General features: G+C 51.1%; 17 protein-coding genes. 14 read left to right on the forward strand and 3 right to left on the reverse strand.

What is annotated here, in order from left to right:
• The first annotated feature begins 14 nt into the window (after window positions 1-14).
• A complete protein-coding gene (locus tag QTL79_RS06340) occupies window positions 15-1037 on the forward strand; it encodes a threonine aldolase family protein (protein ID WP_346354124.1) in 1023 nt (340 codons plus the stop codon).
• 62 nt (window positions 1038-1099) lie between these two features.
• Here QTL79_RS06340 and QTL79_RS06345 read toward each other — a convergent pair whose 3' ends face one another.
• Window positions 1100-1678, reverse strand: coding sequence for a DJ-1/PfpI family protein (locus tag QTL79_RS06345; RefSeq protein WP_346354125.1), 579 nt, complete (start codon window positions 1676-1678; stop codon window positions 1100-1102).
• A gap of 109 nt (window positions 1679-1787) precedes the next feature.
• On the opposite strand from QTL79_RS06345, the gene QTL79_RS06350 reads away from it, so the two are divergent.
• The 13 genes from QTL79_RS06350 (at window position 1788) to QTL79_RS06410 (ending at window position 17500) form a co-directional block, all read left to right on the forward strand.
• Window positions 1788-2630 (forward strand): MerR family transcriptional regulator, encoded by an 843-nt coding sequence (locus QTL79_RS06350; RefSeq protein WP_346354126.1) that lies wholly within the window; start codon window positions 1788-1790, stop codon window positions 2628-2630.
• Window positions 2631-2724: 94 nt separating this feature from the next.
• Complete coding sequence (locus QTL79_RS06355) at window positions 2725-3402, forward strand: DUF554 domain-containing protein (RefSeq protein ID WP_346354127.1); 678 nt, start codon at window positions 2725-2727, stop codon at window positions 3400-3402.
• 215 nt (window positions 3403-3617) lie between these two features.
• Window positions 3618-4778, forward strand: coding sequence for an iron-containing alcohol dehydrogenase (locus QTL79_RS06360; RefSeq protein WP_346354128.1), 1161 nt, complete (start codon window positions 3618-3620; stop codon window positions 4776-4778).
• Window positions 4779-4821: 43 nt separating this feature from the next.
• Complete coding sequence (locus QTL79_RS06365) at window positions 4822-6339, forward strand: aldehyde dehydrogenase family protein (RefSeq protein ID WP_346354129.1); 1518 nt, start codon at window positions 4822-4824, stop codon at window positions 6337-6339.
• A 13-nt stretch (window positions 6340-6352) separates the two neighbouring features.
• Complete coding sequence (locus tag QTL79_RS06370; protein WP_346354130.1) at window positions 6353-7090, forward strand: NADPH-dependent oxidoreductase; 738 nt, start codon at window positions 6353-6355, stop codon at window positions 7088-7090.
• Window positions 7091-7249: 159 nt separating this feature from the next.
• Window positions 7250-8305 (forward strand): PocR ligand-binding domain-containing protein, encoded by a 1056-nt coding sequence (locus QTL79_RS06375; RefSeq protein ID WP_346354131.1) that lies wholly within the window; start codon window positions 7250-7252, stop codon window positions 8303-8305.
• Window positions 8306-8337: 32 nt separating this feature from the next.
• On the forward strand, window positions 8338-8805 hold the full coding sequence (locus tag QTL79_RS06380) for a chemotaxis protein CheW (protein WP_346354132.1): 468 nt from the start codon (window positions 8338-8340) through the stop codon (window positions 8803-8805).
• 172 nt (window positions 8806-8977) lie between these two features.
• Entirely contained in the window at window positions 8978-10138 is a 1161-nt protein-coding gene (gene ercA, locus QTL79_RS06385) for an alcohol dehydrogenase-like regulatory protein ErcA (RefSeq protein ID WP_346354133.1), read from the forward strand.
• Window positions 10122-11501, forward strand: coding sequence for a PAS domain-containing sensor histidine kinase (locus tag QTL79_RS06390; RefSeq protein ID WP_346354134.1), 1380 nt, complete (start codon window positions 10122-10124; stop codon window positions 11499-11501). Before ercA ends, QTL79_RS06390 begins: the two co-directional genes overlap by 17 nt.
• A 176-nt stretch (window positions 11502-11677) precedes the next feature.
• The gene (locus QTL79_RS06395) at window positions 11678-13711 is read left to right on the forward strand and encodes a methyl-accepting chemotaxis protein (protein WP_346354135.1); all 2034 of its coding nucleotides are present in this window, start codon (window positions 11678-11680) and stop codon (window positions 13709-13711) included.
• A 390-nt stretch (window positions 13712-14101) separates the two neighbouring features.
• Entirely contained in the window at window positions 14102-14941 is an 840-nt protein-coding gene (gene licT, locus QTL79_RS06400) for a BglG family transcription antiterminator LicT (protein ID WP_346354136.1), read from the forward strand.
• Window positions 14942-15096: 155 nt separating this feature from the next.
• The gene (locus QTL79_RS06405; protein ID WP_346354137.1) at window positions 15097-16500 is read left to right on the forward strand and encodes a sucrose-specific PTS transporter subunit IIBC; all 1404 of its coding nucleotides are present in this window, start codon (window positions 15097-15099) and stop codon (window positions 16498-16500) included.
• Window positions 16478-17500, forward strand: coding sequence for a glycoside hydrolase family protein (locus QTL79_RS06410; protein ID WP_346354138.1), 1023 nt, complete (start codon window positions 16478-16480; stop codon window positions 17498-17500). Before QTL79_RS06405 ends, QTL79_RS06410 begins: the two co-directional genes overlap by 23 nt.
• Window positions 17501-17603: 103 nt before the next feature.
• Here QTL79_RS06410 and QTL79_RS06415 read toward each other — a convergent pair whose 3' ends face one another.
• Both QTL79_RS06415 and QTL79_RS06420 read right to left on the reverse strand, forming a co-directional pair.
• Window positions 17604-18440 carry an IS3 family transposase gene (locus tag QTL79_RS06415; protein WP_346353979.1) on the reverse strand — a complete coding sequence of 279 codons (837 nt, stop codon included), beginning with the start codon at window positions 18438-18440 and terminating at the stop codon, window positions 17604-17606.
• 17 nt (window positions 18441-18457) lie between these two features.
• Window positions 18458-18772 carry a hypothetical protein gene (locus tag QTL79_RS06420; protein WP_346353978.1) on the reverse strand — a complete coding sequence of 105 codons (315 nt, stop codon included), beginning with the start codon at window positions 18770-18772 and terminating at the stop codon, window positions 18458-18460.
• Between the last annotated feature and the right edge of the window lie 78 nt (window positions 18773-18850).

Raw genomic sequence — 18850 nt, forward strand, 5'->3', positions numbered from 1 at the left:
ATGGGGTCTGGAAAATGTACAGTTTTAAAAATGACTATAGCGAGGGTGCGCATCCGCGCATTCTGCAGGCGCTCCTGGCGACAAATCTGGAACAGGGCGAAGGGTACGGCAATGATCCGTATACGCTGGAAGCGATAGCGCTGCTGAAAGAACGGCTCCATTGCCAAGCGGCCGATATCCATCTCTTGTCGGGCGGCACGCAAACCAACCTTACGGCGCTGGCTGCTTTTTTACGGCCGCACGAAGCGGCTATTGCCGCTCATACAGGACACATTTTAGTGCATGAAACCGGCGCGATTGAAGCGACCGGGCACAAAATCATTGCAGTTGACAGCGCGGACGGCAAGCTCCGCGCCGCAGATATTGCAAAGGTTGTCGCCTTGCACAGCGATGAGCATATGGTAAAACCGCGTCTTGTCTACATTTCGAATCCGACGGAAATCGGCACCATTTATACGAAAAGCGAATTGGCAGAACTAAGTCGCTATTGCCGGGCCAAGCAACTGTTTTTATATCTCGACGGCGCACGGTTGGGCTCTGCACTCTGCGCGGACGGAAACGACCTGACGCTGCCGGATCTGGCGCAGCTGACCGATTCGTTTTACATTGGCGGCACCAAAGGGGGCGCGCTGCTTGGTGAAGCGCTTGTCATTGTCAACAATGAACTGAAACGCGATTTTCGCTTTCATCTCAAACAGCGCGGCGCACTACTTGCCAAAGGCCGTTTGCTTGGCATCCAGTTTCGCGAATTGTTTCGCGATGAACTCTATTTTGATTTGGCAAGGCATGCGAACCGCATGGCGCAACTTTTGCAAGATGCGCTCAGCAGTGCGGGCCATCGTTTTCTCGTGGATTCGCCGTCCAACCAGCTCTTTCCGATTCTGCCCGATGCCTTGATCGAAAAACTAGAGAAGAACTATGCGTTTTATCGCTGGGAAAAAATCGATGAGCGCCATTCGGCGATTCGCCTCGTCACCTCCTGGGCGACAAAGGAGGAAGAAGTCCTGGGTTTTATCGCTGCGCTGAAAGAGGCGTAAGCGGCATAAAATAACAGCCAGCCTGGAAGTATCCGGGCTGGCTGTTTCCGTACAACTGCCGATCAGAGTGCGGCAACATCGACTGCGTATTCGATTTTGTCGGCGACTTCCTGCGCCAAACGGACGTCAAACATTTCACGCAGCAGATAAAAACCTAATTCCAGGCCGGAACTTACGCCGCCGGCGCTGATAATCTGCCCGTCTGCGACAACTTTGAGCGGCAGGACTTCGATGCCGTACGTTTCCAGTTCGGCAAAAGCGGTATGATAGGTAGTCGCTTTTTTGCCGCGGAGCAAACCGGCTTCGGCCAGGAAAAATGCGCCGGTACAAACCGAGGCGATGTAGGATGCATTTTTCGCCTGCGCTTGTACAAAGGCGAGGAGGTTTTTGTCCCGCATCGCGTGCAGACGCCCTTTGCCGCCGGGAACGACGAGGACATCGAGCGCGGGGCAGTCGGACAGTGTGGTGTGCGGCAAAAGACGCATGCCGTTAGCGGCCGTAAGCGGTTCTTGATTTTGTGCGATCAGCAGGACATTAGTGCTGGCAGGTTGTATCTTATTGATATAACTCAGCACTTCGAACGGCGCGACAAAATCAAGTTCCTCCACATGCGGGAAAAGCAGGATGCCGATTGTTTTCATAGCGATCGCTCCTTGCAAAAAATGATAACTCTGCTTACTATAAAATGTAACTGATTTTGAAAAACGGCGCAATGAAAAATGCCTATGAGCAGAGAGAAAGAGAGTGGCAATGAAAAAATTATATGCGATTGGCGAAATGGCGAAAATGCATAATGTGCCGATTCGGACGCTGCGCTATTATGATGCGATCGGCCTTTTCAAACCGGCGTCGGTCGATGAAGGCAGCGGCTACCGGTATTATTCGGTTGAGCAGTTTGAACACCTGAATACGATCAAATATTTAAAATTCCTCGGCTTTTCCCTTAAAGAAATTGACGAGCACTTAGCTGCCAGAGACATGCAGGGATTTTTACGTTTATTGAAAAAGCAACACGGCGCAACGGCGGCGATGCTGGAAAAACTGCAGGCGATTGCGGCGCAGGTGACAAACCGGATCAACGAACTGGAGGACTGCGCCAGTTTTTCCATGCTTGAGCAGCCTCTGCTCAAAACCTTGCCGCGCCGTCTGATCAGCATCAGCACACAACCGGTCAGCAGCGAGGCGCAGTGGGAAGTCGCCCTGAGTAAGCTGGAGCGGCTGTGCGGCGGACATCCGTCGCTTTTTATCGGTAAAGTCGGCTTTATCGTGACGCAGGATCGTTTGCGGGAAAAACGTTTCGACGGATATGACGCGGTCTTTATCTTTCGCGATGAACTGTCGCCAAACGAAGCAGCGGCGACCTGTCTGGCGGAAGGAGTATACTTGTGCATGCGCTTTCGCGACGGACATGGCGCAGCGCCTGTCTGTTACGAAAAAATGCTGTGCGAAATTGAACGTTGCGGTTACGTGGTGAACGGCGATGCGGTTGAACGGATTTTAATTGACGAATATATAACAAAAGATGAAAAGATGCAGTTGAGCGAAATCCAGATACCAGTAAAAACGGACATTGACTCTCCCGTTACGGAATAGTTTATGATAAAGTGTAATCGTGTAATGAAAACGAAGGGAAATTGCAGCGAATGATAAGAAAAGTTGGAGCAAGAGACGGGAAGGCGGTACAAAGATGACGGGAACATTAGTGAATGCCAGCGCAGTGCTGATCGGCGCGACGGCAGGCTGTCTGCTGCGGCAAGGCTTGCCGCAGCGCTGCCGGGAAACGTTGATGGCGGGGCTTGGCCTGGCAGTCGGCGTGATCGGTCTGCAGATGGCGCTGAAGGGTGATAATGCGCTAATCGTGATCATCAGCCTGGTGGCAGGCGGACTGATCGGCGAAGCACTCGATATTGACGGTTGGCTAAAACGTCTTGGCGATCAGCTGACTGCTAAAGTCGGCAACCAGTTCGGCGATATCGGCAAAGGTTTTGTGACGGCCAGTCTGGTCTATTGCGTCGGTGCGATGGCGGTTGTCGGAGCGATCCAGGAAGGTCTGACCGGCGAGGCGGGTACGCTGTATGCCAAGGCGATGCTCGACGGCGTTTCGGCAATCATCTTCGCGGCCGGCATGGGCATCGGCGTGGCATTTTCCGCTGTTTCTCTGCTGCTGTATCAGGGTTCGATCACACTGTTGGCTGGAGTGGCCAGCCAGTGGATCACGGAACCGATGCTAACCGCGATGACTGCGACTGGCGGCGTCATGATTCTTGGCATCGGCCTATTAGTACTCGAGATCAAAGAAATACGAGTGGCTAATTTGCTGCCCGGATTATTGATTGCCGCCGTCCTGGCGAAATATTGGCCTTGATATGAAGGAACGGCAAACGAGGGCGTTCATGCAAACTTGCGTGAATGTCCTCGTTTTTATGCGGAAAAAAGATTGACAAATAATATGACCGGTTGTATATTAATAGTGTGGTCAAAAAAAATAACGTCAAGTGTGCGTAACGCAGGCTTGACGCATTTTAAAAACAATAGTTATACGATCGGTCATTTAATTAAAAGAAAAGAGGTAGCAAGAGCATGAAAAACTTTCAATTTGTAAATCCGACTAAGATTATTTTTGGTCAAGAACAGATCGAAGAATTGGCGGGGCAAATTCCCTCCGGCAGCAGAGTGCTGGTCTTATACGGCGGCGGCAGCGTGCAAAAAAGCGGTCTGCTCGATCGCGTGAAGGAAAAACTGCGTGCGTATACCGTTGGGACATTTGGCGGCATTGAACCGAATCCGACTTATGAAACGCTGATGAAAGCGGTCGAAGTGATTCGAAGCGAGCAATACAATTTCCTACTGGCAGTCGGCGGCGGTTCGGTGATTGACGGAACAAAATTTATTGCGGCAGCGGTACCGCATCTTGAAAGTGATCCGTGGGATATCGTGAAAAAACAGTTAGCGGTGCAAAACGCGCTGCCGTTCGGCGTCATTTTGACGCTGCCGGCGACCGGCTCGGAAATGAATAACGGCGCGGTAATTACCCGCAAGGAGTATAAAATAAAATTACCGTTTATGAGTCCGTCGGTCTTTCCGCGCTTTGCGATTTTGGATCCGGTTTATACGTATACGCTGCCGCCGAAGCAAATCAGCAACGGCGTCGTTGATTCATTTATCCATGTGATGGAGCAATATCTGACCTATCCGGTTGAGGGCAAGCTGCAGGATCGTTTTTCCGAAGGACTGCTATTGACGCTGATTGAGGAAGGTCCGAAAGCGCTCGCAGAGCCAAAAAATTATGCGGTGCGCGCCAATTTGATGTGGGCGGCCACGCTGGCGCTGAATGGACTGATCGGTAGCGGCGTGCCGCAGGATTGGGCGACGCATATGATCGGGCATGAGATCACTGCATTATATGGTCTCGATCATGCACAGACGCTGGCGATCGTCCTGCCGTCGCTGCTCGATGTGATGAAAGAGGAAAAGCAGGAGAAGTTGCTGCAATACGGCGAGCGGGTCTGGAATCTGCCGCACGACATGGCGGCCGATGAAAAAGCGACTGCCGCGATTGAACGAACCCGAAGTTTTTTTCAAGCGATGGGCGTGAAAACGCGTTTTGCCGAGTACGGACTCGGGAGTGAAGTGATTGAACCGATTCTTGCCAACTTGCGGGCGAACGGCATGCTGAAACTCGGCGAGAAAGGTTTGATTACGCCGGACGTCGTGCGGACGATTCTGACGAACAGTTTGTAAAACGAATGAATGATGGCATCGCAAAAAAGAAGGGATGATTAGCGTGAGTAAAGATTATGATTTATATATAAATGGACAATTTAGCAAAGGGGAGAACGAAGCGCGGCTTACGGTTATTAATCCAAGCGACGAAAGCGTTGTCGGCAGTGTGCCAAGTGCGACGCTGGCGGAGACGGATGCGGCCGTCGCGGCCGCGCGACTTGCTTTTGACAGCGGCGTCTGGAGCGGTTTGTCGCCAGCGCAGCGCGCCGAAGCGTTGCTGCGCATCGCAGCTGAAGTCAAAGCCGATCAAGAGACATTGGTGGATTTATTGATCAAGGAATCCGGTTCGACGGTCGGGAAAGCGAACGGCGAAGTGAACCTTGCAATAAAGACGCTTACTTATTATGCGAAACTGCTGCAAAGTCCGTACGAAGAGGCTGCGATCGCAGCGGACGAAGAGGCGGCTTTATACAGTCATAATTTTATCCGGCGCGAGGCGATCGGTGTTTGCGCAGCGATCGTGCCCTGGAATTTCCCGCTGTCGCTTGGCGTATGGAAGATCGCACCTGCGCTCGCTGCCGGCAATACGATCGTCGTAAAACCGCCGAGTGAAGCGCCGCTTGCGCTGCTTGCGTTTGCAAAGGCGGTTCACAGAGCGGGTCTGCCAAAGGGCGTTTTCAATATGCTGACGGGTTCAGGAAAAGTGATCGGTGAAGCGCTGGCCGCGCATCCGTTGGTGGACAAGGTCGCCTTCACCGGTTCGACTGAAGTCGGCAAGCGCGTGATGAGCCTGGCTGCACAGTCTAACCTGAAAATCACCACGCTCGAGCTGGGCGGTAAGTCGGCGAATATTCTGCTGGAAGATGCTGATTTAGACGAAGCGATTGACGGAGCGCTGTTCGCTTTTCTCTATCACAGCGGACAGGTGTGTGAGTCGGGGACGCGGCTCCTGGTACCGCGCAGCAAATACGAGGAAGTGATCAAACGTTTGGTCGAACGCGCCGAGAAACTAAAGATCGGCGATCCCGGTGATCCTGAAACGTCGATTGGGCCGGTCATTTCAAAGCGGCAGCAGGAAAAAATTGCAGCCTACATCAGCGGCGCGATTAAAGAGGGTGCTCGTTTGGTATTGGGCGGCGAACCGCTGAGCGGAAAAACGTTCGAGAAAGGTTTCTGGGTGCGGCCGACTATTTTTGCCGATGTGAAAAACGAGATGACGATTGCGCGCGAGGAAATCTTCGGACCGGTGCTTTCTGTAATCGCCTATGACAGTGAAGAGGAAGCGATCCGCATTGCGAATGACAGTATTTATGGTTTGGGCGGCGGCGTATGGTCAAAGGATTATCGTCGTGCTGTCGAGGTGGCAAAACAGTTGCGCACTGGTACGGTATGGATCAACTCCTATCATCTGCTGAGTCCAATCGCGCCGTTCGGCGGCTACAAACAAAGCGGCATTGGTCGAGAACTGGGGCTGCAGGGCTTGCTGGCCTATACGCAGACCAAACACATCCATCTTGATCTGGCGAATGACCGTGGAGCACGCTATCAGCGCTTTCTCGGGCAAGCGACGAAAAAATAAGGAGTGACTTTTGATGAATACGACAATTGAAACGATAAAAAATCACCGTTCGATTCGCAATTATTTAGAGCGCGAAGTGCCGGATGAGATGCTGCAGGAAATTTTAGCGGCGGCTAGAGCGATGCCGACATCGATCAACGGGCAGCAACTTTCGATCATCGTGGTAAAAGACAAAGCGAAAAAAGAAGCGATGGCGCATCTGGCCGGGGATCAGGCCTGGATTGCGCAGGCTCCGGTCTTCCTGATTTTTGTCGCCGATTATTACAAGGCGCATTTGGCAGGCGAAAAAAATGGCTTGCCGGAAATTATCCATGAAAGCGTGGAAGGCGCATTGGTGGGAACGTTTGATGCGGGACTTGCAATGGGCGCGGCGATCATTGCAGCTGAATCTATGGGCCTGGGCATTGTACCGATCGGCGCGGTGCGGCGCAAGCCAAATGAAATGATTGAATTACTCGAGCTGCCGCCATACACGTATCCGTTGGTTGGACTGGTTGTCGGCTACCCGGCTGACGCGTCGGCGCAAAAACCAAGAATGCCGGTCGCGGCGCTCGTGCATCAGGAAACGTATGACGCCGCTGCGATGCGTGACGCTATTGACGAATATGACGTCACGATGGAACAGTATTATAGCATACGCGGCGATAAAGTCAGTAATTGGAGCCAGCAAATTGCCGGCACATACAAGCAGGTTTATTTTCCTGAAGTGTATGGCAGCATTAAACGACAAGGCTTTATTAATGACAAATAAAGAAAAAATAAATGCCTGAAAGCACCTGCAAATACTTGTAAAAAAATTACAAATATTTGCAGGTACTTGTATTTTATTGTCGAATACTAAGAGCAATGAAGCAGCGAAGACCTCGTATCTCTTCCTCGTGGCAACATTAAAATGCAAGGAGGGATTCTGATGGCAATCGGTGATAAGAAAAGAGTGGACGGCGACCTGGATCTCAATAACGTCAGACTGGAAGACGTAATCGACATTGAATTTCTGCAGAAATTTCAGGATGACTTCGCCACCGGTGTTGGTTTGGCGAGCGTCACGGTCGATCCGGAGGGGAATCCTGTAACTAAGCCCAGCCGTTATATCCGGTTTTGCATGGATTATACCCATGCGACGGAAACCGGCGACAGGCGCTGCGCGGAATCGCATCGCAAATGCGGCGAAGAAGCGGCAAGAACCGGCAAACCGGTTGTTGCCGAATGCCATGCCGGCTTGATCGATTTTGCTGCGCCGATCATGCTGGAAGGACGATTGATCGGTACGATCCTGGGCGGGCAGGTCTTGACCGGGCCGCCGGTGGAAGGGAAATACCGGCAAATTGCCAAGGAAATCGGCGTAAATGAAGACGAATATGTCGAAGCTTCGAAAGAAGCGCGCATTTTGACGCGCGAAAGCATTGAAGCGGCGGCGAATGTGCTCTTCATCGTGGCGAACAGTCTTTCCGGCGCCGCGTATCGGCAGATGAAACTGAAAAGCGTCGTCAATACGCTTAGTGACGGAGCGCATCAGATTTCGGCTACGATGGAGGAATTGGCGGCTTCGGCTTCGACGGTGAGCGACAACCAGGCGAATCTGAATGAAGAGATCAAGAATGTGAATGTGGTCACCGGCAAGATCGATGAGGTCATGGATTTTATCAAGGATATCGCGGATGAAACGCGTCTGCTTGGCTTGAACGCGGCGATCGAAGCGGCGCGGGCGGGCGAAGCCGGTCTTGGCTTCGGCGTTGTGGCGCAGGAGATCAGGAATCTTTCGGCGGACTCCAAACAGACGGTCAGCAAGATCAAGGATCTGACGACGATCATCAAGGAATCGGTCGAGAAAACCGTCAGGATGGGCGGCGAGACGACGACGACGATTCATCAGCAGGCCGCGGCGATCGAGCAGGTGACGGCGAGCATCCAGGAAATCAGTAGTCTGAGCGAGTTGCTGAGCGAAATGGCAAATAAAGGCGGCTGATGAGCCGATTCGGCTGAAAGGAGGCGAAATTGGTGAGCAAGCAATTTGTCGTTTTCTCGATAAACGAAGAAGAATACGGCTTTGACGTTTCGGCAGTCAACGGAATTCTGCGCGCCAAAAAATTCACGATCAAGACGATGCCGGGCACGTCGAAAGTGATCGAAGGGATCATCAATGTGCGAAACAGCATCAATTACGTATTGAACCTGCGGCATAAATTCGGTCTTGTGCCGCGCGAAATGGATGAAGAGAGCAAGTTCATCATGCTCAACATCGGCGAGTCGAATGCCTGCTGCATCGCCGATGAGGTCACGGACATCATGAAGCTGGAAGAGGAGGACATACAGGCGGCGCCGACGTTTGTCAGCGGAATCAGTGCGAAGTATATTGAAGGAATCGGGAAAATGGATGAGCGGATCATCATCATCTTGAATCCGCAGAACATCTTGAACCTGGAGGAACGCGTCAGCATCGAAGAAGCGGCTGCTGCCGCCAAGTAGAGGCTTTTGACGCGCGCAGGGAAAACTGAAAAAAGGCCGAGAACGGTCGACGAAGAGCCATGCGAAAATGAAAATTTTGCAAGGCTCTTTTTGGCAGAAAAAGGCAAGGGATTTTATGCGATGATGGCGAAGTAAGTGCTAATACTATGCGGCTAGTAAAGGGGGTAAAGAAATGGAGAAACAATGGGAACTGAAAAAGTTTGTTGCCCCTGAAATCATATTCGGTTTAGGCGCGATCGACTTGGCGGGACGGTATGCCGTCAATCTCGGCGCACGAAAGGTCATGGTCGTCAGTGACAGCGGCGTCATCGCGGCAGGCTGGACGAAACGCGTCACAGACAGTCTGACGGAGGCGGGGCTGTCTTATGAAGTTTTTGCCGAGATCAGCGCGAACCCGCGCGATCATCAGGTCATGGCCGGAGCGCAGTTTTACCACGCGCAGCGCTGCAATGCATTGTTGGCGGTCGGCGGCGGCAGCCCGATGGACTGCGCGAAGGCGATCGGCATCGTTGCCAGCAATGGCGGCGATATCCGCGAGTTCGAGGGAGTGGACAAGGTGGCGCATCCGATGCCGCCTTTGCTTTGCGTTCCGACGACGGCGGGAAGTTCAGCCGATGTATCGCAGTTTGCGATCATTACCGATTCAGAGCGTCACGTAAAGATGGCGATCGTCAGTAAGACGATCGTGCCGGATATCGCCTTGATCGATCCGAACACCTTGCTGACGATGCCGGACTATCTGGCGGCCTGTACCGGCGTCGATGCGCTGGTGCATGCGATCGAAGCCTATGTCTCGAACGTTCATTGGCCGCTGGCCGATCTGCACGCACTGGAGGCGATCCGCCTGATTCATACCTATCTGCCGCTGGCGATCGCACAGCCGCAGGAAGTGAACTACCGCGCGCAGGTGATGCTGGCCAGCATGGAAGCCGGGCTGGCTTTTTCCAACGCGATCTTAGGCGCAGTGCATGCGCTGGCGCATAGTCTGGGCGGTTTGCTCGACCTGCCTCATGGCGAGTGCAATGCGATCCTGCTCGAACATGTCGTGGCGATGAATTTTTCGGCCTGTCCGGAGCGTTATAATGTGATCGGCGAAGCGATGGGGCTGAACCTGAGGAACTTGTCGCAGGAGGAACAGCGGCATGCGCTGGTGCATGAACTGGCGCGTTTTCGCAGATCGGTTGGCTTGTCCCGCACGTTGCGCGAACTGGGGATGACACGGGAGCAGGTTCCCAGTCTGGCGGGATATGCGGTGCAAGATGTCTGTATGGCAACGAATCCGCGGGTGCTGACCCGGCGCGAGGTGGAAGAAGTGTATGAACAGGCATTCTGATGCGAAAGAAAACAGCGCGGAATTGCGCGAAAAACTGATCGGCTTGGGCGACGTGTCGATGCGCAAGAGTTATTATCCGGAACTGCAGGAGCGCCTCGATGAACTGGAGCGTTTTAAGACGCTGCTCGACCATTGCAACGATTATATTTTTCTGGCGCGGGCGGCTGACGGCGCTTTGATCGACGTCAGCGCTTCGGCGCGCAGTCAGCTTGGCTATGAAGAGGAAGCACTAAAAAAAACTTCGATCTATGATTTGTTTTTTCCGGGCTTGCTGGAACCGCTGATCGAAAAATTAAGCGGACAGGCTACGGAAACGGAAGAGAAGATCATGCTGGTGACCGAGTTGAAACGCGGCGACGGTGCAGTTATGCCGGTAGAGATCAGTTTTCGCATCGTTGTCTTTGCCGCGCTCTATTATGTAGTGATCGTCGCGCGCGATATCACGGAACGCAAGCGCTCGATGGATGAATTGCGCAGGGCGCATGACCAACTGGAAGAGAAAGTGGAAAGCCGCACGCAGGAATTAATGGCGGCGAACGAAGAATTGCGCGCGATAAACGAAGAGCTGCAAAATGCATTCACGCAGCTGACGAAAATGCACAACCAACTGGTGGAAGCGGAAAAAATGGCGGCACTAGGCAGCATGGTTGCCGGAGTGGCGCATGAAATAAACACGCCGGTAGGCCTTGGCGTCACGCTGGCTTCGCATTTGACGGAAATCACGCAACGCGCGGCGGAGAAAATGGCGCAGGGCGTATTGCGACGCCAGGAACTGACGGATTATTTTCAGGACTGTCAGGAAGCGGCACAAATATTACTGGGAAATTTAAATCGCACGGCAAGCCTAGTGCAAAGCTTCAAGCAGGTATCGGTCGATCAGATCAGCGAACAGCAGCGAAGTTTCAATGTCAAGGATTATCTGGAAGACATCCTGCGTAGTTTGCATTCGAGACTGAAAAAGACGAAGCACCAAATTCAGATTGATTGCCGGGACGAAATTGTGATTGATAGTTATCCAGGACCGTTTGCCCAAGTAATGATGAATTTGCTGATGAACAGTTTGATTCACGGCTACGAAGACGGTGTTTCAGGAACGATCAAAATTTCATTCGCGGAAGAAGGCAATGAGTTTGTTTTGTTGTATCAGGATGACGGAAAAGGGATTGCGCCGGATGCGTTATCGAAAATATTTGATCCCTTTTTTACCAGCAACCGCAGCGGCGGAAACACCGGGTTGGGTTTGCATATTTTGTATAATATCGTTAGGCAAATCTTTAAAGGCACAGTAAACTGCCGTAGCCGCTTGGGCGAAGGTGCAGTCTTTGAAATTCGCTTTCCTAAAATGCATGCCAGCATAGAATAAAAAGCGTTGAAAAGCTCTTGCCGTTCTAAGGTAGGAGCTTTTTGTTAAAAAAATGTTAAGTGGCAGGTGGTTTTCGTATGTTTGGAGAAAAGGGTGAGATTGGTCCAAAAAAAGGTCGATTATTTGAAAAAAGATAGGAAGGATGTATAATAATACAGTATGAATGGGAGGGGTATATGGTGAGGATTACCAAAGTACGCACGCGCTTGTTAATGATGTTGCTGCCGTTTTTCGTTTTTTCTTTTTTGGTTCTTTCCGGCGTAAGTTATTATTTTTCAACGCAAGCATTGACGAAAAGTTCCAATGAAACGGCGCTGTCGATCAACGCAGATTATTCGAATCAAATTCGCGCGATTGTTGATGACCGGGTCGTAGAGCTGGAAGATCTGGCCAGCAATTGGACGATCCATGAGAATGCCGATACGGCGAAAATTGTCAGGCTGCTGGCGGAAACGCATAAACGAACCGGTGACTTTGACAATATCAACTTTCTGCAGCCAAACGGCAGCGGCGTTCGCTATGACGGAAGCACGACCAACGTGGCGGATCGTGAATATGTGAAGCAGGTGGTCAGCACGAAGAAGACATACATCTCGGACCCGATTCTGGCCAGGGCTAACGGCAAACAGGCGATCATCATCGCGTTGCCGGTGCTGGAAAACGGAAGACTGGTCGGCATCATTACCGGCAATGTCTCGCTCGAGCGGATCTCGGAATTGATCAAAGAGAGCCGCTTCAAAGAGAGCGGTTTTGTCACGATCATCCACAGTTCCGGCACAATCGTGGCGCACGGCAGACAGCCGGAATTGAACGGCCGCTTGAATGTCGCGCAAAAACAGATCGATCCCGAACTGAAGACGAAAGTAAGCGAAGTCGATCAAAACCTCACCGCGCTCTTTGAAGCCGCCAAGGCGGATAAGCAGGTGATCGGTCAATATACGAATCTCGACGGCGTCAAGCATGTCGGCGTCTTTGCCCCGCTGCAGCTACCGGGCAGCCAAAAGTGGATCACGGTCGTATCGGCGCCGGAGTCTGAGGTGACGCAGGCGACGCAAAAACTCGCGAATACGCTACTGCTGATTTCGGCGCTGTTCATCGCGATCGCGGTGTTCTTCATTATCTATATCAGCAAGAGTTTTGCCAAACCGATACAGTTGATGCGCGATGAATGCATCGCGTTAGCGGACGGCGATCTGAGCATCCGAGGCGTTCAGGTGCAGTCCGAGGACGAAATCGGCCAACTTGCGCAAGGGTTCCAGGCGATGCGTCTGAACCTGCGGCAAATGGTCGAGCAGGTGCAGGCGCAGGCGGAGAGCGTCAGTGCCTCGAGCGAAGAACTGACAGCCAGCGCCGAACAGTCGGCGCAGGCGACGCATCAGGTGGCGGAGGCTGTCGGCGAAGTCGCGCATGGTGCGGAAAAACAATCGAAAGCGGTCGACAGTACGGCGATCGTTGTTGAACAAATGTCGGCGAGCATCGAGCAAGTTGCGGCCAATGCCAATGTCGTTTCCGGCGTGGCCGATAAGACCTCGGCTGCTGCGACGCAGGGCAACAGCGCGGTAACCGCCGCGATGCGTCAGATGGAGCTGATTGAAAAAACGGTTTCCAGCTCAGGACAGGTTGTCACGAAACTGGGTGAGCGTTCAAAAGAAATCGGCCAGATTGTCGATACAATCGCCGGCATTTCCGGACAGACGAATCTGTTGGCGTTGAACGCCGCGATCGAAGCGGCGCGCGCGGGCGAGCAGGGACGCGGTTTTGCGGTCGTCGCGGAAGAGGTGCGCAAACTGGCCGAGCAATCGCAGGAAGCGGCCAAGCAAATCGCCGATTTGATCGGTGAGATTCAGACCGACACCGATAAGGCGGTCGTCGCGATGGAGGAAGGCTCACGCGAGGTTAAAGCGGGAACGGATGTCTTTAACAGCGCCGGACAGGCGTTTAGCGATATCGTGACGTTGGTCGGCGAAGTCTCAGTGCAAATCAGAAGCATTTCAGACGAGATTCAGCATATGGCTTCCGGCAGTCAGCAGATCGTTGCTTCCGTGCATGACATCGAGGCGATCAGCAAGGATACGGCCGCACAAACCGAGACCGTGTCTGCCGCGACGCAGCAGCAGTCTGCGACGATGTCGGAAATTGCAACGTCCAGTCTGGCGCTGGCCAGGATGGCCGAAGAATTGCAAGTGGCGGTTGGCAAGTTTAGAGTATAATACAAACACGAATAACTGCGTCAGAGCAATATGCTTTGGCGCAGTTTGTCTTTTGGCGATGTTAAAAGAGGAAGCAGATATTATAATGGTGGACGATTCGGAACTTGATAAAGTAGTGGAACAAAGTTTAGGTCTTCGGCAGTCGGATTTGACGCTGTGAAAATTAGAACGGTAACGCTTGTTGTGAAACCGAGCGGAAAGACGAAAAGAAATAGATTGACAATTTGCCCCCTCCTTTATAAAATGAAGCTGAAATCAATAAGCAGGATTGTTACCGCATAGCGGGCAAGACCTAGGTGCGACAAGGAACGGTATTGTCCTTGTTGTGCGTAGGCTTTTTTATTGCCGACCGTACAATGCAGCAAAAGAGGGAGGAGGATTTCTCCTACGATGAAGATCCATAAAGTACTAAACAACAATGTGGTCATCGTCCAGGAAGACGGTCAGGAAAAGATTGTGATGGGCAAAGCGCTGGGGTTTCAAAAGAAACACAACGACCCGGTGGATAAGACGGGGATTGAAAAAACCTTTGTCTTGGCTAATCAGGAAAGCAGCGCGTTTGAAAGACTGGTTAAGCAAATTCCTGAAGAGCATATACAGACGGCGGAAGACATTATCAGCCAGGCGGAAAGGGAATTAAAAACGTCGTTAAATGGACATATTCATATTGCGCTCGCCGATCATCTGGCGTTTGCCATTGAACGACAGAAAAACGGCCTGCAGATTCAAAACCGGCTGCTGCCGGAAATTCGCTTGCTCTATCCGCAGGAATACGCGATTGGTTGTTGGGCGCTTGCGCATATCGAAACATGTTTGCAGGTCGTGATGCCGGAAGACGAGGCCGGATACTTGGCCTTGCACATTCATACGGCTAAGATGCAGCACAGCGATATGGCTGCGACGTTAAATGTTACGTCAATGATCAAGGAAGTGCTCGAAATCATCGAAATGGAGTTCAATTTGCGCTTAACGGCAGGCAGTATTTCCTATCAGCGTTTATTGACGCACTTACGTTTTGCCTTGCAGCGTCTCGTTGGCGGAGAAAGTTTGCATCAAATGGAAGAAGAACTGCTGCTGATGATTCGCAGCAAATATGTAGCGGAGTTTGCTTGTGCGCAAAAAATTGCCGCACACATTCGCTCCGACTATGCCTACGAAATGTCGGAAGCCGAAGCGGCTTACATTGCCTTGCATCTCAGACGTATTTGCCAGGCGAAGGAAGAGTTTTGACAGATAGAAAAGAGATCTTATGCAGACAAGGAAATCGCATAGGCGGGATTGTTACTGGAAACAGGCAAGACCCAAAAACAAAGGCGCAGCGTCTTTGTTTTTGGGTCTTTTTTTATAGCACAAGTGTAAAGAAAAAGAAGGCGAGGCGGATAAACATGGAACCGATGAAAATTGCCCAGGCAGTGTTGGCGCATTTGGGCGGGCGTGATAATCTGGAAAGCGCAGCGCACTGCGCCACCCGGCTGCGTTTAGTGGTGAAGGATATGACGTTGGTGAACGTTGCTGCAATTGAAAATCTCGACGATGTGAAAGGTTGTTTTACTACTGACGGCCAGTTTCAAATTATCTTGGGCAGCGGGGTGGTAAATAAGGTCTACCGTCATATGACAAGCGAAGGGGAGATTCAGGCTGCGACGACGAGTGAGGTAAAGCGGGCGGCGATGAAAAAGTTGAACCCGCTGCAGCGTTTGGCGCGGACGATGTCGAATGTGTTTGTGCCGATTATCCCTGCTATCGTTGCCAGCGGTTTGATGATGGGGACGCTTGGCATGGCTAAAACCTTTCAATGGGTAAATGGCGACAGCGGCTTGTTTATGGTGATGGACATGTTTGCCAATACGGCTTTTGTCTTTTTGCCGGTGCTGGTCGCCTTCAGCGCGGCCAAAGAGTTTGACGCCAATCCGTTTTTGGCGGCTGCGCTGGGCGGCATTATGATTCATCCGGCGCTGCAAAATGCCTGGACGTTGGGTGGCGGCATTGAAAAAACGATCGAAGTGTTCGGCGTCAGCATCGGCATGGTCGGTTATCAGGGAACCGTGTTGCCGGTATTGTTCGCGGTCTGGGTGATGGGCGGCGTAGAGCGAACCGTGCGGCGTTTCGTGCCGAATGCGCTCGATATTATCGTAACGCCGTTCACCACGATTGTGCTGACAGGTTTGATTACGCTGGCGGCGATTGGCCCGGCAGGCCGCTTTCTCGGCAACGGCATTTCCACAACGCTGGCGTTGGTGTATGATCAGGCAGGATTGTTGGCCGGATTGCTTTTTGGCGGTTTGTATTCGACCATTGTCATCACCGGCGTGCATCACAGTTTTCATGCCTTTGAAGCGGAATTGATAAAAAATGTCGGACGCAATTTTCTCTTGCCGATTTGGTCGATGGCCAATGTTGCGCAAGGCGGTGCGGCACTGGCGGTTTATTTTAAGACCCGCGACGAGAAAATAAAAGCGATTGCCATTCCGGCGGCAACCTCCTGCTTACTCGGCATTACTGAAGCGGCCATTTTCGGCGTCAATTTACGTCTGGGACGACCTTTTATTGCGGCGGCCATTGGCGGCGCGCTTGGCGGCGCATATGTCGTGTTTATGAAGGTTGGCATGACGGCGGTTGGTCTGACCGGGATTCCTGGTTTGTCGATTGTGCAGCCGGCCAGCGCACTGCATTATTTGATCGGTATGGCGTTGGCGTTTGGCGGCGCGTTTGCCAGCGTTTGTCTGCTCGGCTTTAAAGATGCAAACGCGGAAAAGGAGACGGAAAATGAACGCAATCTATCGGCCTAAGGGACAATATCTTTGGGATTTTTGGCTGTATCGTGAACAGGACGACTATCATCTGTTTTATTTGCAGGCTGACGCATCGCTTACGCCGCGTCAACGGCATCGCCGTTCCAGCATCGGACATGCGGTATCGCGCGATTTATGCAATTGGACGGAAAAAGACTGCGCGCTGCAGGCAGCCGACGAGCCGGCGCAGTGGGACAGCGTGTCGCTTTGGACCGGCTGCACAATAAAAAAAGACGGACGTTACTATATGTTCTATACGGCGCGCTGCCAGGAAGATGTTGCCGACGACGGATATATCGGACACACGCAGCGCATTGGCCTTGCGCTATCGGATGACTTGCTGAGCTGGGAAAAATACGTCGCTAATCCGGTTTTGACTGCGGACTATCGTTATTATGAAAGCGTAACGGAGGCGCACAATAAACATGAAGGCTGGCGTGACCCGTTTGTCGTCAAGGATGAAACGAGTGAGTGGTATTATGCATTTTTTACGGCAAGGGATCGGCAGCGCAGCGATCCGAAGGCGCGCGGCTGCATCGGACGCGCCCGCTCGAAAGATTTATTTCACTGGGAGACGTTGCCGCCGGCGGCTTCGCCGGGCTTGTTTACCGACATGGAAGTCCCGTCGCTGCATTGGCATCAAGGAAAATGGTATATGTTGTTCGCAGTAAAGGAAGAATGGTATAGCGAAGCCTACCGGCAAGCGATTGCGCCGGAGTTGCCGCAGACCGGTGTTTTATATCTGACAGCCGAGTCGCTCGACGGCGAGTTTACGTTGGCGGAGCCGCATCCTGTCTTAAGCGGTACGGAAAGGAGACAATACACAGGTCGCATTATTGCGGCGCCAAATGGCGAATTTGTCTTTTTGTCCTGGAATGCCGGCGTTGATGAAGGTGCGCCGGATAGTTCCGCAGCGTATTCGCTCGGTGCGGCGATGGTGGTTTCGCATCAGGACGGGCGATTGCGTTTGACAAAAAAATACGGCGCGGAAAAATAAAAAGCGAACTGCTTGGGGAAAAAGATTGCCACGTTTGCGTAAGTGAACTGAACCAGAAACAACGTACATAAAATAAAACGCCCAGAAGTAGAATAGCTTTAAATTACGCAAACTGGCATCGTTTTTCATACGGTGTCAGTTTTGTTTTTAGTTGAATGCGTTCAAAATTATAAAAATAGATATACTCATCGATAACCTCGTTAGCCTCTGCAAATGTTTTGAGATGTATTCTCGAAATGCATTCTGCTTTCAAAATACTAAAAAAGTTTTCAGCTAATGCGTTATCATAACAATTTCCTCGCCTTGACATGGACGGTGTAATACCATACTCTTTAGTTAGGTTAAAATACCCCTGTGAAGTGTATTGAAACCCTTGGTCACTATGGAGTTGCAGCTCTGTAGTGACTTTTTCCTTTTTCATGGCAGTTCGAATTGTTTCAAGAACTAAATTTACAGTTTGTTCTGTTCCTGTTTTATAAGCAATAATACTGCGATCAAACGCATCGCGTATCATTGATAAATACAGGATTCCTTGGAGTGTATGGATGTATGAAATGTCGGTAACCCATTTCTGATTCGGCGCAGTTGCTTCAAAATCACGATTGAGTAGATTTTCATATTTATGAAGTTGTTGCTGCATTCTCTTGTATTTTTTACGTCGGCGAATTTGAGATAATAAATTATATTTGCTCATTAAGCGAAGAACGGTTTTCGGATCAATAAATATATTTCTATTCTGTTGAAGCCACAAATGAACCCTTCGATATCCATACGTTCTTTTTGATATTTCTTGGCATACCGCAATTTCTGCTACGATTCGTTCATTGCGATTCGGTTGATTCATGCGATGAACAAAATCATAGTACCCACTGCGTGATACATCAAAAAAGTCACACATTGCAGAGATAGAATAGCTGTCTTGGTTTTTATAAATTGCCATGTATTTTACAGATGGCCTCACTTCCTTCCAACGATTTGAAGAAAAGAACGTAATAGTTCGTTTTCCATCTTTAAACGCTTGATTTCATTATCTCTTTTATCCTGTATGGTAACATAGCTTTTAGGCGGTCTGCCTTTTTTCCGTGGAATAATTCCAGATTCAATCATCTTTTGTTTTCGGTTGTGTCTTCGGATTAGTTCTTTGATTACGTATTTATCCTTAAATCCATAGAACTCGCTAATTTCACGATTCGTTTTGCCTTCTTCTTTCATTTTTAGAACGTCGAGAATAATGTGTTCTCCAAAATGTTTTATTCCTCTTTGCCCTGACATATGAACACCCCCAGTCATAGATTAATTATCTACAACTGGGGGTGTTTTGTCATTGTCCGTTTTTATTGGTTCAGTTCA

It is taken from the genome of Azotosporobacter soli (assembly GCF_030542965.1).
Taxonomy (GTDB): Bacteria; Bacillota; Negativicutes; order SG130; family SG130; genus Azotosporobacter; species Azotosporobacter soli.

What these genes read in the sequence shown, in the direction of transcription:
- QTL79_RS06340 (WP_346354124.1), top strand. Translation starts at nt 15, where the DNA reads ATGTACAGTTTTAAAAATGACTATAGCGAGGGTGCGCATCCGCGCATT.
- QTL79_RS06345 (WP_346354125.1), bottom strand. Translation starts at nt 1,678, where the DNA reads ATGAAAACAATCGGCATCCTGCTTTTCCCGCATGTGGAGGAACTTGAT.
- QTL79_RS06350 (WP_346354126.1), top strand. Translation starts at nt 1,788, where the DNA reads ATGAAAAAATTATATGCGATTGGCGAAATGGCGAAAATGCATAATGTG.
- QTL79_RS06355 (WP_346354127.1), top strand. Translation starts at nt 2,725, where the DNA reads ATGACGGGAACATTAGTGAATGCCAGCGCAGTGCTGATCGGCGCGACG.
- QTL79_RS06360 (WP_346354128.1), top strand. Translation starts at nt 3,618, where the DNA reads ATGAAAAACTTTCAATTTGTAAATCCGACTAAGATTATTTTTGGTCAA.
- QTL79_RS06370 (WP_346354130.1), top strand. Translation starts at nt 6,353, where the DNA reads ATGAATACGACAATTGAAACGATAAAAAATCACCGTTCGATTCGCAAT.
- QTL79_RS06375 (WP_346354131.1), top strand. Translation starts at nt 7,250, where the DNA reads ATGGCAATCGGTGATAAGAAAAGAGTGGACGGCGACCTGGATCTCAAT.
- ercA (WP_346354133.1), top strand. Translation starts at nt 8,978, where the DNA reads ATGGAGAAACAATGGGAACTGAAAAAGTTTGTTGCCCCTGAAATCATA.
- QTL79_RS06390 (WP_346354134.1), top strand. Translation starts at nt 10,122, where the DNA reads ATGAACAGGCATTCTGATGCGAAAGAAAACAGCGCGGAATTGCGCGAA.
- QTL79_RS06395 (WP_346354135.1), top strand. Translation starts at nt 11,678, where the DNA reads ATGGTGAGGATTACCAAAGTACGCACGCGCTTGTTAATGATGTTGCTG.
- licT (WP_346354136.1), top strand. Translation starts at nt 14,102, where the DNA reads ATGAAGATCCATAAAGTACTAAACAACAATGTGGTCATCGTCCAGGAA.
- QTL79_RS06405 (WP_346354137.1), top strand. Translation starts at nt 15,097, where the DNA reads ATGGAACCGATGAAAATTGCCCAGGCAGTGTTGGCGCATTTGGGCGGG.
- QTL79_RS06410 (WP_346354138.1), top strand. Translation starts at nt 16,478, where the DNA reads ATGAACGCAATCTATCGGCCTAAGGGACAATATCTTTGGGATTTTTGG.
- QTL79_RS06415 (WP_346353979.1), bottom strand. Translation starts at nt 18,440, where the DNA reads ATGGCAATTTATAAAAACCAAGACAGCTATTCTATCTCTGCAATGTGT.
- QTL79_RS06420 (WP_346353978.1), bottom strand. Translation starts at nt 18,772, where the DNA reads ATGTCAGGGCAAAGAGGAATAAAACATTTTGGAGAACACATTATTCTC.